A 17,381-nucleotide genomic window follows, 5' to 3' on the forward strand; every position below is an offset into this window, starting at 1 on the left:
TCGGCATTGACTGCTACTTTTTCTATAACCTCTTCCATTTTTTGCACACCTTACCTCCATTCATTTTAGATGCTCAACATTATACTGTACCGATCGGTATGTTATAATTCCCAGTAAATATATCTCACGGTTACTCTTGCTGTCAACAATAATATTTGATTTCACTCGTTATAATTTACTATTCCATCTTCTCTTATTAGGATAAACCAACCTACATTTGACAAAGCAAACGGCAAATTATAAAATTATAATATACTGTTTGGTACAAATAAGCGGCAATCGGCAGTTACCTACAATCGGAATCATTGAGCAATGAAGAAAAGAGAGGTATTCATAATGGCAAGAACCCGCGAATTTGACGAAGAAAAAGTATTAGATGCAGCTATGCAACTATTTTGGGAGAAGGGATATGAGGCTACCTCATTAAGCGATTTAACTTCCAGAATGGGCATTCAACGCCCTAGTATATACTCTGCCTTTGGAGACAAAAAAGAATTGTTCGAAGCCGCGCTGCGTAAATACACGATGTCCCGTGCTTCCGATGTACGAACTAGACTTCAAAGCCATTCATCTGTAAAAGAAGCATTTTCCACTTTTTTTGATAATGTGGTTGCTGAGGAATATGCAGAAGATCGTAGTCGGGGCTGCTTTTGCATCAATACAATGGTCGAACTTGCGCCTCATGATGAGAAATTTGAAATTCTGACAAGGGAACATCAAATGTACCTAGCTGTCATTTTTCAGGAAACGATAGAACGAGGGATACAATCAGGTGAGCTCGAAACCCATACAGACGCAAAGTCTTTAGCACAGGCGCTAATCATAGCGTTAATAGGACTAACCGTAATGTTGAAGTCTCGTCCACAGCGATCATTTGTTGATAATTCGATAAAAGCGACTCTTACATTGCTTAAGTAATTCAGACTAAGTTCAATATAAACGAATGGGCATCACTACTGGGTCATTCATTTATGGGTATTTGGGGACCAGCAATGGAGAAATAATCGAGGATTCCCCTGTCTTTCCCTGATTTTATGTATGAAAAAAGCCGAGCAAATCTCGGGAAATAATCCTGAGTCTGCTCGGCTTTGATACAACTTTATTTGCTTTTTACAACACCTGTATAGAGATAATAAGGTAATTTAAATCTTTTTCGACTATAGCCCGCATTCGTTAGCTTGGATAATATATCGTCATACTTAATCGGGTTAATGTTTCTCCAGAATTATAATAGGTGTGAGGTCTATCAGCCCTAAATCTGATTGAATCTCCACTTTTTAATTTATATTCACATTCACTGACACGAATAGTTATTTCTCCATCAAAAATAGTGATAAACTCCTCCGTTCCCTCTCTATGGGAATCAGAGCTTAATATCCCCTCTTTTTCAATTTCAACAGAGTAAATTTCAAAGCATCTATCCTCTTGGAAAGGAAAGTAGGGATATACTCTATACCTTCCATTGTCCTCAGACAATACTTGAATTTCATTTCTTAAAACAACTTTAGTATCAGGCTGAGGATTATTTATTAGGGAAGTAAAGGAAATCTTTAATCCATTAGCTATTTTCCAAATCGTTGTAAGACTTGGACTTGACTCTCCTCTTTCAATTTGCCCTATCATCGTTTTGCTTACTCCACTTAATTGAGAAACCTTTTCCAAACTTAATTTTTCTTTCTCTCTGAGAGCTTTTAAATTTCTTGCAAGAATAAGATGAATTTCCTCCATAAACTCACTCCTATATGATGTACAATATAACGACCATTGTGTATAATAAAAAGCACAACGTTATATTGTCTATTTCGGACATTATAACATACATCGTAAAAAGGAGATCCGAAAATGCCTTTATTTTCATTTTTACTATTTGTTTTTATTACCAGTTTTACTCCAGGTCCCAACAACATCATGGCAATGACGTTTGCGAATAAACATGGATTAAAAAAAACAATTAAATTTTGTTTAGGTGCCGGTGTCGGCTTTTTCGTGATCACATTATTGTGTAGTTTTTTTAATATCATACTTACAAGTGTTATGCCAATAATTGAATTTCCTTTGACCCTTTTTGGTGTGGGTTATATGTTATATTTGGCTTTTAAAATACTTACCAGTAAAGATAATGACGGTGGAAATGATGAAGATAATAGAAACTTTTTCTTCATAGGGATCTTGTTACAATTTGTTAATCCGAAAGGTATTCTGTTTGGGATTACAGTAGTAGCAACCTATATATTCCCCTATTATGCTTCATATTTCAGCTACCTTCTATTCTCGTTATTTTTAGGAATGGTTGGTGTAATGAGTACATTTAGTTGGGGTTTATTTGGATCGATTTTTCAAAATCTCTTATTACAATATAGGCAACAGTTTAATATCATTATGGCAGTTTTATTAGTATATAGCGCTTTTTCAATTCTTGTAAAATAGAGTACAGAGTAGAAAGCCAGCTGTGTTGATACTCTCGATCATTTTATTAGTTTTCAGACAACGTGGTCTAACAAAAAATAATTTAATCATTTTAGCAGTCAATTATGTATTTTTATTAGCAACAATCATAGCAATCGGTGCAAACTGGCGCATGATACCTCCATATATTGTAACACTAGTTTTAACATTGCAAGTTTTTGTGAAGCTGAAAAACACCGTTGTTTCAAAAAAATCAGGTATGAAAATTTTAAAAGGTACAGGGATTGTTGTAGCTGCTATTGTAATGTTTACATTACCGAAGCTTTTTCCAATCATGGCATTCCCAGAGCCGACAGGAGAGTATACGGTAGGGACTCAAGCATTTCATCTAGTTGATCAAAAACGAAAAGAATTTGTTGTGCCGAATAGTCAAGTGAATCGTAAGTTGATGGTACAGGTTTATTATCCAGCTGAAAAAGGGACCAGCAAACCTTCTCCTTACTTTGAAAATATAGATGCATTAACTGAACAATTATCAGTCACACAGGGATTTCCACATATATCCACAACACACTTAGGATTGACAGAAACACATTCTTATAAAGATGCAACACCGGTAAAAGTAAAAGACAAATTTCCACTTCTTTTATTTGCGCATGGGATGAGTTATAGTCGCCAGAACACATTCCAACTAGAGGAATTAGCGAGTCAGGGTTATGTTGTAGTAGCTCTTAACTTTACAGGGGATGCGGCAACAACTGTTTTCCCAAATGGAGACCGTGTTGATTCTACACCGATTGAAAATACGATTACATTCTTGAACAATCGTATCAAGCTTTGGGAGCAGGATGCTTCTTTTGTTTTAGATGAAGTCATTAAAGGGGATTTTGATAACAATTTCAAACCAATTGCGGAGTTAATTGATTATGACAAAATTGGTATGCTAGGTCACTCTTTTGGGGGTGCAACTTCTGTACAAATGTTAGTGAAGGATGATCGAATTAAAGCAGCAATTGATATGGATGGCGGATTGTATGGAGATCCTATGCCGCAAAATGGTCCCGGAAAGCCATTCATGCTGATGAATGCTGAGGCTTCAATTAAATTTATGAATGAAGCACATGGTCAAGAAGCAGGTAATCGTGATGAATTGTTTGAAGAATCCTATTTAAGAAATAAAACAGTTGAAAAGCCTGGTGTTTACACAACGATTATTCCAAAAACGAATCATGGTAGCTTTACGGATTTAGCAGCCGTTTCACCAATCATTAATGAATCAGGGGCAGATGTGAATGCGATTTATAAACTGATTAATGAAATGGCGCTTGGCTTCTTTGATATACATTTAAAAGGGACAAATGAAAATAAATTAGAAGAAATTCAGAAGAATCATCCTGAAATTAACTTAAGCAAGCACTAAAAGAAGGTTGTTGATGAGCACAAACACTCGTCAGCAACCTTTTTCTTAGAGATTTCCGAAAAATACGATACAACGATGATCTGGCAAACCTTCTACACCCACAAGCTTTGCTTAATCTCGTTGACCGACCTAATGAGGAAACATCTTGAATTTTTAACCACGGTTGGTAGTCTGCCCCGACTCCTGACCACGACCTTACTTAATCCACTATTCAACTTTAGATGTTCTTTTTCGTCCAACACAAAAAACACCTCCAGAGCTGACCGCATATCTTCAAAGATAGGGGTACATTCTCTTGGAGGTGCTCCTAATGAGACTTACACTATGAGACCCGTTCCAGGATCAAATCCATAAAATACCTTATTCTTATTTCCGTTCGAATTCCGCAATCATCTCTTTGATCACATCATCCGACGAGCGATCGACAAGCCAAGTCTGACCGAACATCTGAAAAACCTTGATGACCGGGAAATCGCCCCAGAAGCCGATAAACACATCATCCAATACCACTTGCTCGGCAACATGCTTGTTCATTTCCGCGAGGCAGTTCTCGAAGATGGCTCTTGCCCTCGGTTCACTAATCCAGTCATTAACCAGACTGAATTTGTGGAAGGAGACAGGCTCCTGACCGAAGTCGCAATAGATACGCTCACGCAGACGGATGTCCCTGGAAGAGCTGCCGGCAGCAATTTGGAAGTATCCGGTCTCAGCAACCCATTTGTTATACTTTGTGTTGTAGTAAGCAAAATCGCGTTCCTCCAGCATAAAAGTAACCTGCTGCTTCTCGCTAGGTGCGAGCGCAACCTTCGCAAACGCCTTAAGCTCCTTCTGCGGACGAATCCACTTGCATTCCTCATCATGGACATAGAGCTGCACAACCTCTTTACCGGACATTGGTCCGGTATTCTCCACGGTCAAAGTTACATTCATTTTTCCATCTTCCTGGACAGCCTTCAGGTCGGAATAGGCAAAAGTCGTATACGACAATCCATATCCGAACGGGAATTGAGGCGCCAACTCCTTGCGGTCATAGTAACGGTAACCGATAAAGAGCCCCTCGCGATAATAGAGCTTGCCGTTCTCGCCGCGAATCCGCATATGCGACGGGTTGTCGGACAGCTTAACAGGGAAGGTCTCCGACAATTTACCAGACGGATTGACTCGCCCGAACAGAATATCGGCAATTGCCCGTCCGCTGCCTTGCCCTGTAAGCCAAGAATGAAGGACTCCTGGTACGTATTGAACCCAAGGATGCATGGCAAGCGCCGATCCGCTGCTGGTCACGACAATGCAATGCGATTGAACTTCAGTCACCGCCTTGATCAGCTTCTGCTGATGCAGAGGCAGCTCGATCGTCTCCAAATCATGCATTTCCGATTCAACATACTCCGGTTGACCGACGAACAGCACAACCACATCTGCGGATGCCGCAAGCTCTACGCTCTCCTGGATCATTTGTTCATCGACGCTGTCATCCTGCGGATAACCTTCGGCATAGATCATGTCCACCTTATCGCTTACGATGCTCTTCATTTCATCCCACGCAATATCTACCCGGGTCGGCGTTACATTCGCACTGCCGGCTCCCTGAATTCTCGGCTGTTTGGCGAATTTCCCAATCACGGCCATTTTAGAGATTTTCGCAGGATCAAGCGGCAGAATACGATTGTCGTTCTTCAATAAGACAATACTCTCGGCCGCTGCCTTACGTGCTAATTCATGATAGTCAATGCTCGAAGCTGCAGCTTCTACCTGCGGTTCCGTAGTCTTACGTACGAGCTCGAGAATGCGGGCAGCGGCTTTATCCACGATCGATTTATCCAATTTTCCCTCTTGAACAGCTTGGACAATCGCTTTGGTGTTATAGTAAGCAGGACCTGGCATTTCCAGATCAAGCCCCGCAGCCAAGCCGCGAATCCGGTCATTGACGGCGGTCCAATCAGAGATTACTACCCCGTCATAGCCCCATTCCTCACGCAAAATATCGTTTAACAGATGCTCATTCTCACTTGTATAGGAGCCATTCAACAGGTTATAAGAGCACATGATGGTCCATGGATTGGCTTTTTTCACGATACGCTCGAAGGCGCTCAGATAAATCTCACGCAATGTCCGCTCATCAACCTCGGAGCTCGTTACGAGCTTCTCGAATTCCTGATTGTTACCAGCAAAATGCTTCACTGAGGCACCGACACCTTGACTTTGCAAACCGTTCACGAATGCAGCTCCAAGCTCGCCCGTCAGGAACGGGTCCTCGGAATAATATTCGAAGTTCCGGCCGCCAAGCGGGGTACGCTTCATATTGATTCCTGGGCCTAAGAGCAGCTCGACGCCCATTTCACGTCCTTCAACGCCAAGCGCAACACCTAGTTCATGAAGCAGATCTGTATTCCAGGACGAGCCAATCGCCGAGCCCGTAGGATAGCAGGTTGCAGGAATATTCTTGCCTGTAACCCCCATTTCTTCGTCGCTGTTCGTCTTACGGATCCCGTTCGTTCCATCATACATATGAATGGCTGGAATCCCGTGATGATCGAAGCCTTTGGTCATCCACATATTAAGCCCGGCGCATATTGCCGCCTTTTCTTCCAAAGTCATAGATGCAAGTAATTCTTGTGTTGATTTCATAGTTATCTCTCCAATCCTTATAATAGAGGTAGTTCAAAAAGTCCGCTTTTGATCACGAAGTGAATCAGGAAGTATGCTCGGCATTGAATCTTGAATTCAGCCGGGATTTCCGGTGCTCACGTACAAACTATTGTACGCTCCGCTCCTCAATTCCTAGCTTCATCCAACCTTCTCGGTGCTGAAAACCGACCTTTTTGAACTCGCACTTAGGCTATTCTGCAGCAAGCTGTTCCTTTCTAAGCTCTTGCTTATCGTATACTTTGAAGAACGGGAACCAGACAAGGAACATCAGAAGCAATACAACCACCAGGAGCACAACGCCCTTGAATCCGGTTAAGATGTATGTTGAGATTCCGATCGGTGTGTACCAGAGCTGGAATACTTTACTTGGAATATCTACGAGTCCCATATCAAGTACAATGTAGACAATAATCGGCGTAATAATGCCATTGATCCACATCGGGATCATCAAGATCGGGTTAAAAGCGACCGGAGCTCCATAAATAACCGGTTCATTGATATTGAACAATGAGGGTACAATCGTTGCTTTCCCGATCGATTTCAGTTTTTTCGATTTGGCGAACAAGAACCAGACGATCAGCGGCAAGGTAGCCCCGAGTCCGCCGACCCCAACCCAACCGGAGAAGAAGGTCTCGAACGTGTTGATATTGACTGGCTCCAATCCTTGAGCGACGAGCGAAGCATTCTGTTCAATCGCTGGGATCCAGATCGAGTAGAAGATTGGAGTCATGACCCACGGGCTGACACCGAAGGAATAGAGCAGAACCCCAATGAAGTTGAACATGACGAAGCCCACAAGGGTCTGGCTGATCTTCTGCAGCGGGTTGAAGATGTCTACGATCAGAGCGAACATGTCAAAATGCAGTTGGTAGGTCAGAATCCAGCCGATGACTAGAATCAGAGCAATCGGAACAAGGAAATCGAACCAGTCTTTAATAAATTCAGGCAATGTCGTATCTTTCTTGAAGAAAGAGAATCGGTTGAAAGCATTGATAATAACGGCTACAAATACACCGACCAAAAGCGCGGTAACCATTCCGGAAGGCCCGAATCGTTCAAGGACAAATTGAACCGTTCCGTCGTCATGGAAGCTAGGCTTGAGCAGCATCATGAACAAGGATACGCCGGTTGCGCCCGCAATGAGCTTGATCTTGTCGTGGCCCTTCTTCTGCAAGACGATATATGGAGTCAGAAAAGCAATAAAAATTCCAAGCAATCCGAAGCTGAACGTCGTGATGGGCGACAAATCAGGCATACCTGGGATGAAATCATTCAGAATGGATACCAGTGTAATTAATGATCCAATGAAGATCATTGGCAATGTAACCATAATCGCTTCCTGAATGGAATCCACCCAGACGTTCTTCGTAAATGCTTCTAATCGTGGTGCGAAATTCTCTTCCATCCACTTCATTAGACGTTGCATTATGATTCCTCCTATTTCATTAAGCTTAGTAATAACCGCTTACATGCTAATTATAAATAAATCTTGATAACGCTTTCTTGTTCTTCCTTGTCCTGTGCAGGTTTGTTTTTTGTTGTGTTGATTGTTCACTTACTAACCTGTCACAAGCACGGCTCAGCTATACAGCAAAAAACACCTCTTCATCTGAAGAGGTGTCCTTATAAACTCATTACTCATCAATATTGGGGCTGTAAAATAAGCAGCAGTATGCCATGCGGGGGTACGATATAGGTACGATCTAAGCGCTCTGCCGCAGACAGCCATTCGATTTTCATTTCTGGAGTACTCCTGTGCTCTAGAAACTGCAGCTCTTCCTCCGTCGGATAAGTCGGTGCTCCTAAGCGAATCCATTCATCGAAGACTGATCCGTGTTCGCGATCCAGGCGATAGCTTGTCAGTTTATAACTCTGCTCCCATTCACCCAGCTTAAGATGGTACAACCGGTCCCCCTTTTCCTCAAAAATGGTATACCGGCTTGTCTCCGTCAATCCCGACCAATCGCCGCTGGCGAAGAGTTGATCGACATGGGCGTAATTATACATCAGTATTTGCAGGCTTCCATTTCTATCGCTCGTCACAATATACCCGTCATCTTGGGATAGAATACGATCCCCCAGCTTGGCCAGCAGCTCGAAGGCGTAAAAACTTGGTTTCTTCAATCCGTTGCGGTTGATGAGACCAAAGCCGCCATAAAGAATCGAGGCGGGCACTTGGCTCTCTTCAAAGACATCGGTGAATGACCAGAAGGCAATGGACTCTAATGCACCTAACGTTTGCAGCGCATGATGAACGACAAACGTACCCATGAACATCGTATCATGGATCAAATTGCGATCGTAGAGGGAGAAGTTCCACTCCGTCATATACAGCTCAAGCTCCGGCAGGTCCGCGCCCGCAAGCTTCGATCTCAGACGCTTCACGCTGTCCAAGTAGAAAGAAGCAGGCATGAGCGTGGTTAGTTTAACTTGCTCCTTCTTCTGGTTCGGGTATTCCGAATAGACATGGAACGAGAAAAAGTCAATCGGTGCTTGCCTGCCACTGCAAAAGTCAATGAATTCCTCGGCCCAATTATCGTTCCAGAGCGAGCCATAGCCCATGGCAGGACCGCCTACGCGGAACCTGGAAGAAATCGACTTAATGACGGCTACTGTCTCAGCATAAAATTCGAAATATTCCTGCTTCGTTCCCGCCCAGCATACCCCGGAGAGATCAGGCTCATTCCATACTTCGAAGTACCACATCGATACTTCCTCTATACCATAGCGGTTCAAGCAGTGACGCACGAATTCCCGGACAAGCGCATTCCACTTATTCTGGTCTTGCGGAGGGGCAATATGTCCTCTCCACCAAAAAATAGTCTCCTTCGAACGGGCCAGCGCCGAAGGCATGAAGCTTAGCGCAACGAACGGGCGAATACCTGCCTGAAGCAGGAAATCGTATAACTTGTCTACATAAGCCCAGTTGTAGATGGGCTCACCGTCCTCCGTCTCCGAATACACCATCATCTCATCATTAAAAATACCGTGAAAGCGAATATGCGAGAACCCGAGTTTGCTCTGAAGCTCCAGGAATTGTACCTGCCAATCGGCACGCAGTCCTTCAACGGCTCTTCCAGCCGTAGTAAGCCAGTTCCAGTGCTTCGCATAAGAAGTACCTGCTACCTTCTCATCGATATGGATTTCTACTTGATCATAAATAACGTTTGCCGCAGATGATATAGCAGTCGATTCTTGGGTTGTCTCCAAATACCGATAGAGCGATTCCATCGCTTGAATCGTATCGACCTCATAGTAATCGGCACTTGGCGATTCCTCATAGGTAAGCGGTTTGCGGGCAGGGTCCACAGACTTTGCCGTCGTAACGGCCTCGCGGAAGACTCCGGGAGTAGAGTCATATTTTTCTTTGAAATATTTATTAAACAGCTTGACGTTTGCGAAGCCGCAATCGAGCGCGATCTGAGTCACGCTGTGATTGGTGTTCATCAATGCGTTAACCGCCTTCTCCAATCGGACAGAGGTCAGATATTTCTGGAACGGAATGCCGATTTTGTCGCTGAAAAAATGAGAAAAATAATGTAGACTCAAATGCTCCTGGTCAGCGGTGGACTGCAGCGTGATTTTCTGGCTATAGTGACGATCGATATATTGCAGTACGCGGTTCAGCCGCTGATAATCATAATCCTTAACATCCCTGCGGCTCTCTTCCGTCATCCGCATGGAGAAGTACCGCATAAGATGACCCGCCAGCATGTACAGAAGACCCATAGAATAATTCCGGCTGCCCTGTGCCTTCTTGCTCGCTTCCCAGGCCATCTGTGCCAGATAGCGACGAATCCGATCATAAATATCCCGGTTCTCTGGCGTCTGATGCAACGAATTGCAGGACACGACCAAATGCTCGTCCAGTAGCTCCGGGCTAAATTGCAACGTGAGCAGGACATTGTCCTGATTCGTGCGTTCAATCTGATGAATCGACATGCTGTTCACGACGATGACATCGTCCTGACTCAGTGTAAAATTCCGCTGGTCCAGATGAATCGTAACCGCACCCTGCAGAATATAGATAATCTCAATTTCCTTATGCCAATGAAAAGGTACATACGCGACGCTGTTCACGAATAGCCTGATCGGCAGATCCTCTTGATAGTCGATAAACTCGTACAGATAACTCATCGGCAAGGACTCCTTTTTTACAATATAGTTCCCTTAGCTTACTACAAAATAAACGACGAAAGAATAATTTCATACTTGAAGTACAAAGTTAAATGAACAATGTCAGGGACCATATCATTCAACTTACGCAGGTCTTCAATCGTGACTACACCGCTGTTGCTGCCATTGTGTCTGGACAGATGGTTCAGCAAGACATAGCTTTCAGGATAATACTTTTTCAGCCATTCAATCGCTTCACAACTTTTATCTTTGTCGGGCTTCAGCGCTTCCTTGGTGGCCGCTCTCCCCATTTTTTAGCTTCATTCGAAGAAAACTTATCCGTAGAGGTATCATAGCTGAACAAATATTCAAACTGATCGCATCTATCGGCACAGCATCACTTTTAGAACTCACAATACCAACCGATGCATGATCAAGCCCCAGCATATTTCCCACTCTTCTGCAGTTCTGTAATCTTGCTTTGCTGATCTGCAGTAGCCTCCCAGTGTGCGTTATCTTTTCATTGCCTTCTGGCGTTCTTTTGCTCACTTCACCATCATCCTCAACAGTGGGAAATCGTAGAAGGACCTAGCAGGAAAAATGCAACAGCTCATGAAGATTGATGAAGCGTTGCGAGGAGATAAGCTATGGAATCCCAAATGTTGAGAAACCAAATGTAATTAAAGAGATTAAAAGATTGACTTGAAGGTTGATAGGGGTTAATTTAGAGCCGGTAGATCATGAACAAGAGATTATCGGTGGATTCACAGCGATATCACAGGGTAGGCTTGCTACTACGGATACGGCTAAGACTGCTTATGAGCTAGGTGCAGATATGATTATTTTAACGGGTAATCCAGGCACGGGAGTTTCTAATAAGGCTATTACAAGTTCCTTGAAAGGGATAAATGCGATTTTGGGAGATAAAATAATTCTAGTGGCTGGAAAAATGCATGCATCTGGATCACTCAAGGAAGCGGGTGAAAATATTATCACGAAAGCTGATATCAAGGAATTTGTTGAAGCAGGCGCCAACATTATATTAATGCCTGCACCAGGAACAGTTCCAGGTATTACAATGGAATACATTAAAGAGTTAGTTACATATGCACATAGTCTTGGAGCTTTAACCCTGACCGCTATAGGCACCTCTCAAGAAGATGCTGACTCTGACACGATAAAACAAATCGCCCTCATGTGCAAGATGACTGGTACAGATATGCATCACATTGGCGATGCAGGTTATAAAACGGCTAATCCTGAGAATATTATGGATTATAGTATTGCTATTAGAGGGAAAAGGCATACTTATATTAGAATGGCCAGATCCATCAATAGGTAAGTTGCAATATTTTAAAAAACGGCGCAAACGCTAGGACTTGTGAGTTTTTAGTTAATACTAACCTCACTATAGTCTCCCTTTAAGGTTGATCGCATAATATAAAGGCATCCCCTATTATTATATAGAAAAGGTCCTGCTAGATTTAGCTAGCAGGACCTTTTTACGTTTAGTGAAAAGAGTGAGACCATCCAGGATACCTTGTTCATTGGGCACCTTGCCCTATACATTATCGACTACGGTGCAACAATAGGTATCCGCTGATATTTGTAGTTTTTTTGCTATATACCACCTTAAATCCAATATCATGATCCAATAAGCAATTTAAGGCGTTAATAAGCAATCCGTTGGGTACCAATTGAGTCTTACATGGTTTACGCGTGAGATTCAAGACAACCTGAACAATCTGTATGGCATTGAGGTCTCTCCAACCTTCATTTCAAACGTCACGAGCAAGATTGTTCCTCTCATTAAGGAGTGGCAGAACCGGCCACTCCAAGCCGTGTACGCGGTTATTTTTCTAGATGCCATTCACTTTAAGATATAAGTAAAGACCCTGAGAAACTAATCATGGTCTTCACTACGTAGCATGATCTTTATTGCTCAGTACACAACTTTAAATACCGAATAGAACACAACATAGCTGCTCTGTACACAAGCAAAGTTCTGTAGAACACACACTCCATTTATACTAATGAGTTGGTTCCAAAATTTCTTTATTGGTTGCTGATTGCAGACTTTTTTATCATCGGATGACTGTCACTTCACAACTATAATGTTAACTTCATAACTATAATGTCATTGGGCATCACTGGTATGTATTCAAAATAAAGTCGTATCGCTAAATTCAGGTGAAAACAGATGATACAGGCTGAGTTAAGGATTGGGAAATGAAAATAAAGTCGTATCGAAGAGCAGGAATAATGACTGGGGGAAACATAGGCCGATGTGGACTGAATTAGCCTGAGTAAAAGCATGAGCAATGCCTGGTTTTAACCCGCTTCAATGCCTGAGAAGCCTTGATATGTCTGAGTAATTCATTGAGATAAGATCGGATAAGATATTCGAGAAGAAGTCTGTGTGTGATGAGTTCAGAGAAAAGAAAAAGCCGGCATTTTGATAAGGTGTTCAACATTATTTACTATAATATTTGTCTAATATATTTAGTACAGACTTTACTGCTTTTTTCGTAGTGCCATTATTTGCTTTTGTTTTTGCATTTTGAGTAACGGTAACGATTAGATTTCTATATGTGTACGTCGCCATATCAGTTCTATTTAATAATTCAGTATCGGCTCCGTCATATCCAGTAGGGATCTCCCAAGCAACTAAGTTGTTTCCCATATCTACTTCTGTATAAGCGAAACGCACATAAAACTGAATAGATTTATCCTTATTTTCAAAAATAAATAGTTGTTGTGTAGGATTAAAATCGCCACTTCCACCTCCAAGAGTTATGGTGTCTTTCTTGTTAAATGTAAAATCTTTTTCTATCAAAAAAATTGTTTTAATCGGTGGAATTAATGAGAAACCATCTATAACTATATTGCTTTTAAAATCCTCCATGAATTTTGTGAAATCATCATACTTGGGTATGTTTACGGTATCTATTACGCTCTTGTTTGATGCTGTGACTTGTGGTGTTTGTACATTAGATTCATTCGAACAACCTGTTAGAGAAATGGAAATCATCAAACAGCTGATTAGAAATAACAACATTTTTTTCATATTATAACATCCTCCAAATCAATTAATTACTTTTACAATAATATATTCCATTGTTGGAAATAACTAGTTGATTGAATATTCTGATTTTGGGTTATTCTTTTTTAAATATCACAAATTCCTTAACAGTGCTATATTATTTTCATGATCGAATACTTACTTTTTGCCTGATATTTTATCTTCCCAGTACATTGGCGTCCAATATTTGAATCTAGATTACCCATATAAATTCAAAAAAGCCCCGATAATGTATTCATCATCGGGGCAACTACTGCTTCACGAGTTTTTTACTGGTTCGTGACTTTTTTTACTGGTTCACGACTTTTATGTCACCAGACAACAACATTGTCGGGTGATAAAAAAGTCGTGAACCAATTTTGTTGATATTACTAGGCTTGCCGTGGCACATGATAAGATCGAAAAAAAGAAAGTGTGAAACCACTAGAAATTACCATGTAAAGAATGTTGGAAACCGCTATTATATAATACCGAAACTTAAAGAGATATCTTCTATTTATGTAAGACTCGTTGGCCTTCCCCATTTAATTAAATACGATTCAAGCTTAGCAAAGTTAGTTTTACCGTAAATTAATTTGCTGTTTTTAATTGGTTCAATCTCTACTGTCTGGTAATCAATGATGTTCAAACCCTCACCGGAATTTTTGTGAATACTTGCCTCTCCTTTTGTGCGTGGTGGGTGGTACTTCCATTTTACCAAAGGATGGTTTCTTTTTGTTTTTCTTGACATAAAAAGGGGCAATCCCTCAGCCAATTTTCCATGGCTTTTGGGACAGCCCCTCTAATCCTTTAACTGATAGAAAACCTGTTCAATTTTGCCTCAGTACCAAGCATGACAGTGTTAAGCTCATTCCCTCGGCTATCTTGTCCCCTTCTGAAATAGAGACTGCGTAAAAAATTCTTGCTGTTCACGCGAGCAATCACCTGACTGCGACTTCTCGGCAAATTGCAGCATTGCGCTAAGCCGCTAATCCAATCAGCGATTTCTTGATGTGGAAGTAACTCTTTGTCAATCATCGTATCCACGATGTTGACCAACCGCTCATCATCCTCATCGCTAAAAATGTGTCTACCATTATGAAGCATGCCAGAAATAGCGACAAGAACCTCACGCAGCATTGCGACGCTGCTCTCCTCGCACTGCACCAGCTCGACAAAAACATCCGCACCGTGAGACGCGCTGTGAGCCCAGCCTCCTACTGAAAGGTAACCTCGCAGATCCTTCTCCTCTTTATAATAACGGAGCATTACATGCATTAATTGCTCAATTTCCGCTTGATTGAAAAATGGATTCTGTCTGTGGCGTTGCACAATCAAAGCGATAGGCAAGGCAGAGAACGTCCTTGTAAAAACTGACTGATCATCCTCGCTGCCAATATTATAGAACAAATGGTTCTCATCAGTCAGAACAGTTAAGAGGCTACGCAACTCCTCTCCACTGAACCTATTCTCTTCCTTAATCCACATATAAAACATCGGATAAATCAGGTTATCCCGTAATTCTGGCTGAGGATCGCCAATATATTGAAGTAACAAAGGTAAGAAATCTTGATGCTGCTCACCTTCGCGTAACTGATACTCATCCTTCTCAATTCTTTGCAAATCCAGCATCAATTTGGTCCTTGTATCGCTCATTTCCCCATCCCTCTCATCATTCGTTCACTCGCCTCGCCGAGATCATGAGTCAGCGGAAATTCTGCTTATTCCTATTCCCATCCCTTGGATGCAATAAATTCAGACATCAATTTCATTGCACCGCGGAATTTGTCGGGGTGAAGCCCAAATCCAACCCTGAAATGTCCAGGACGCTCAAACACTTCACCAGGAAGAACAGATACTTCCGTACTCGCAATCAATTTCTCTGCAAAATGTTGGCTACTAAGTGTTTTATCTTTCAAAAATGGGAAGGCAACGATTCCGCCTTCTGGTTCAACCCAGTCAAGTACCGTATTATGCGCGTTGACTAGCTTTCGGAATTCTGATACGTTTTCTAGCACCCATGACTTGTGCTCAAGTCCGATCTTCTTCCAATGAAGCAGAAGCCTAACCGCAATAAAATCATTAATCGAACAAATTGTATGAGTAGTATAATCTTTAAAATCACGAATTTGGTCGATCAACTCCTTGTCAGCGGCCACCCACCCTACTCTCAGTCCAACACATGCGAGACATTTGATCATGGATCCCATAGCTACAACATGCTTGGATTTCCCATATAGGGACGGGATTAATTCCTCATCCCCATATGGGATAAACCGATAGTGTTCATCTGCCAATATTTCAAAACCGTACTGATCCGCCAACTGTATAATCTCTTCCATTTCAGCATCTGTCAGCGTTTGGCCTGTAGGGTTATGCCACTGTCGCATCACTACTTCTCCAGAGTCCCTCTGGGTCATTATCAGGATTTTTATACTTCGAGTTAGTAGAATCTTCTCGTAGTAATAACCCTGTCTTAGCAATAGATTTATCTTTAGCATATACCAATACGTACTCTGCAGCCGTTGACACATGCTTACTATCATTTTTAGGAGAATAAGACTTTTGCCAATTAATAATCCCTATTCTATTTTCCTCACCAAATACTTCATTCATCATCATTCCTAAGTGAAATAGTTCATTATCATCAATACATATGGCTATTACACCAGTTGGTTTAAGCATTTTCCACATCATATGAAGACGTGGCATCATTGCTCTCATCCACTTTGTATGTTTAGAACCATCATCTTCAGAAACTAAAGCCCCAAGGTCTGGGTCATTTGGATCGCTATCCCACTTATAATTATACCGGAAATAATGCCCAGTATTATACGGTGGATCTGTCAAAATTAAATCTACTTGTTCTCTATATTTATACAAGGTGACCATCCCCTGAAGCCGGTCCCTCGACCTTGTTTAATCCACTGTTCAATCTCAGATGTTCTTTTTCTTTTGGACATAAAAACACCCCTTTAGATAATCATATCTAAAAGGGTAAAACGGTGCAACTTTATTTCAAATCTACAAATCATTGTCATGTGATAAAAAAGTCTGGAACTAATTTTGTTGATTTTACTGGGTTTGTGGCAACACCTGATAAAAGCGAAAAAAAGAAAGTGTGGAACCATTTGATTCAGTGGCAAAGAAGATATTTTCCAACTATATATCTTATCCTTTGGGTTTTCTTTGTTATTATAGATGTTCCTAAACATCAACCAAGCGCTTTTTTAAGAAGCTCTTGGCTTCTTTATTATGTTTCCAAACCCCTTATTGTACAGTCAATAAGAATCCAGCTTATCCGATCCAGAATCATATACAATTTATATACATAAAAAAGAACTGGATTAACCCCCTAATTTTTCTTTTGTTTTTGCAGGTAAATCATCTTTTTGAACTTCTTCATAAGATTTTACTTCTGTATCTGGAATATCTGTTTTCTTTTTATCATCTTGTTTGATATAAAGACGTAAAAAAGCATTTTCTTTAAGTTTTTCTTTATTTGGTTTAACACTTGTAAATGTTACTTTCTTTTCTACCCCATTTTCATCATAAGTAGGCAAAGTATAGTAACGACTCTTATCTTTGATTTCACCTTCACCTTGTATTTGTACATAGTATTCATCTGTTCCAATTTTGCTTGGTGAAGATACATCACAGCCCACCGCAAAACTAGCAAATAGTGTGAAAGTAGCAAATGAAGCAAGTATTTTTTTCATATTCAAACTC

At 41.4% G+C, this 17,381-nt stretch carries 15 protein-coding genes and 2 pseudogenes; 5 read left to right on the forward strand and 12 right to left on the reverse strand.

Annotated elements, in window-relative coordinates:
- Positions 1 to 336: 336 nt before the first annotated feature.
- A complete protein-coding gene (locus UB51_RS19115) occupies positions 337 to 918 on the forward strand; it encodes a TetR/AcrR family transcriptional regulator (RefSeq protein ID WP_044878655.1) in 582 nt (193 codons plus the stop codon).
- 255 nt (positions 919 to 1,173) lie between these two features.
- Here the strand turns inward: UB51_RS19115 and UB51_RS19120 are convergent, their stop codons facing one another.
- Positions 1,174 to 1,728 carry a helix-turn-helix domain-containing protein gene (locus tag UB51_RS19120; protein ID WP_044878656.1) on the reverse strand — a complete coding sequence of 185 codons (555 nt, stop codon included), beginning with the start codon at positions 1,726 to 1,728 and terminating at the stop codon, positions 1,174 to 1,176.
- 114 nt (positions 1,729 to 1,842) lie between these two features.
- Between UB51_RS19120 and UB51_RS19125 the strand changes: the two genes are divergently transcribed.
- Both UB51_RS19125 and UB51_RS19130 read left to right on the forward strand, forming a co-directional pair.
- Positions 1,843 to 2,427, forward strand: a complete 585-nt coding sequence (locus UB51_RS19125; protein ID WP_044878657.1) for a LysE family transporter — start codon at positions 1,843 to 1,845, stop codon at positions 2,425 to 2,427.
- 22 nt (positions 2,428 to 2,449) lie between these two features.
- Positions 2,450 to 3,826 (forward strand): alpha/beta hydrolase family protein, encoded by a 1,377-nt coding sequence (locus UB51_RS19130; RefSeq protein WP_445322336.1) that lies wholly within the window; start codon positions 2,450 to 2,452, stop codon positions 3,824 to 3,826.
- A 112-nt stretch (positions 3,827 to 3,938) separates the two neighbouring features.
- On the opposite strand, the pseudogene UB51_RS29470 reads toward UB51_RS19130, so the two are convergent.
- The 5 genes and pseudogenes from UB51_RS29470 to UB51_RS19150 all read right to left on the reverse strand — a co-directional run.
- Positions 3,939 to 4,030 (reverse strand): annotated as a pseudogene (locus tag UB51_RS29470) (TnsA endonuclease N-terminal domain-containing protein); the annotation flags it as partial.
- 162 nt (positions 4,031 to 4,192) lie between these two features.
- On the reverse strand, positions 4,193 to 6,454 hold the full coding sequence (locus UB51_RS19135; RefSeq protein WP_044878658.1) for a beta-glucosidase family protein: 2,262 nt from the start codon (positions 6,452 to 6,454) through the stop codon (positions 4,193 to 4,195).
- 211 nt (positions 6,455 to 6,665) lie between these two features.
- A complete protein-coding gene (locus UB51_RS19140; protein ID WP_044878659.1) occupies positions 6,666 to 7,901 on the reverse strand; it encodes a PTS sugar transporter subunit IIC in 1,236 nt (411 codons plus the stop codon).
- 215 nt (positions 7,902 to 8,116) lie between these two features.
- Positions 8,117 to 10,555, reverse strand: a complete 2,439-nt coding sequence (locus tag UB51_RS19145; RefSeq protein WP_234405474.1) for a GH39 family glycosyl hydrolase — start codon at positions 10,553 to 10,555, stop codon at positions 8,117 to 8,119.
- Between the two features lie 98 nt (positions 10,556 to 10,653).
- Complete coding sequence (locus UB51_RS19150) at positions 10,654 to 10,902, reverse strand: hypothetical protein (protein WP_044878661.1); 249 nt, start codon at positions 10,900 to 10,902, stop codon at positions 10,654 to 10,656.
- Positions 10,903 to 11,300: 398 nt separating this feature from the next.
- On the opposite strand from UB51_RS19150, the gene UB51_RS19155 reads away from it, so the two are divergent.
- Together UB51_RS19155 and UB51_RS27335 are read left to right on the forward strand one after the other, a co-directional pair.
- On the forward strand, positions 11,301 to 11,933 hold the full coding sequence (locus tag UB51_RS19155) for a DUF7916 family protein (protein WP_052676012.1): 633 nt from the start codon (positions 11,301 to 11,303) through the stop codon (positions 11,931 to 11,933).
- 373 nt (positions 11,934 to 12,306) lie between these two features.
- A pseudogene (locus UB51_RS27335) lies at positions 12,307 to 12,474 on the forward strand (transposase); the annotation flags it as partial.
- 590 nt (positions 12,475 to 13,064) lie between these two features.
- On the opposite strand, the gene UB51_RS19160 reads toward UB51_RS27335, so the two are convergent.
- The 6 genes from UB51_RS19160 to UB51_RS19185 form a co-directional block, all read right to left on the reverse strand.
- The gene (locus UB51_RS19160) at positions 13,065 to 13,658 is read right to left on the reverse strand and encodes a hypothetical protein (protein ID WP_044878662.1); all 594 of its coding nucleotides are present in this window, start codon (positions 13,656 to 13,658) and stop codon (positions 13,065 to 13,067) included.
- A 511-nt stretch (positions 13,659 to 14,169) separates the two neighbouring features.
- Entirely contained in the window at positions 14,170 to 14,403 is a 234-nt protein-coding gene (locus UB51_RS19165) for a hypothetical protein (protein WP_144407040.1), read from the reverse strand.
- A gap of 59 nt (positions 14,404 to 14,462) precedes the next feature.
- Positions 14,463 to 15,308 (reverse strand): DUF2785 domain-containing protein, encoded by an 846-nt coding sequence (locus tag UB51_RS19170; RefSeq protein ID WP_044878664.1) that lies wholly within the window; start codon positions 15,306 to 15,308, stop codon positions 14,463 to 14,465.
- Between the two features lie 71 nt (positions 15,309 to 15,379).
- Positions 15,380 to 16,042 (reverse strand): aminotransferase class I/II-fold pyridoxal phosphate-dependent enzyme, encoded by a 663-nt coding sequence (locus tag UB51_RS19175; protein ID WP_044878665.1) that lies wholly within the window; start codon positions 16,040 to 16,042, stop codon positions 15,380 to 15,382.
- Complete coding sequence (locus UB51_RS27340) at positions 16,026 to 16,535, reverse strand: DNA methyltransferase (protein WP_234405475.1); 510 nt, start codon at positions 16,533 to 16,535, stop codon at positions 16,026 to 16,028. Before UB51_RS27340 ends, UB51_RS19175 begins: the two co-directional genes overlap by 17 nt.
- A gap of 464 nt (positions 16,536 to 16,999) precedes the next feature.
- Positions 17,000 to 17,371, reverse strand: a complete 372-nt coding sequence (locus UB51_RS19185) for a YxeA family protein (RefSeq protein WP_044878666.1) — start codon at positions 17,369 to 17,371, stop codon at positions 17,000 to 17,002.
- Between the last annotated feature and the right edge of the window lie 10 nt (positions 17,372 to 17,381).

The sequence above is a fragment of the Paenibacillus sp. IHBB 10380 genome (assembly GCF_000949425.1).
Lineage (GTDB): Bacteria > Bacillota > Bacilli > Paenibacillales > Paenibacillaceae > Paenibacillus_AQ.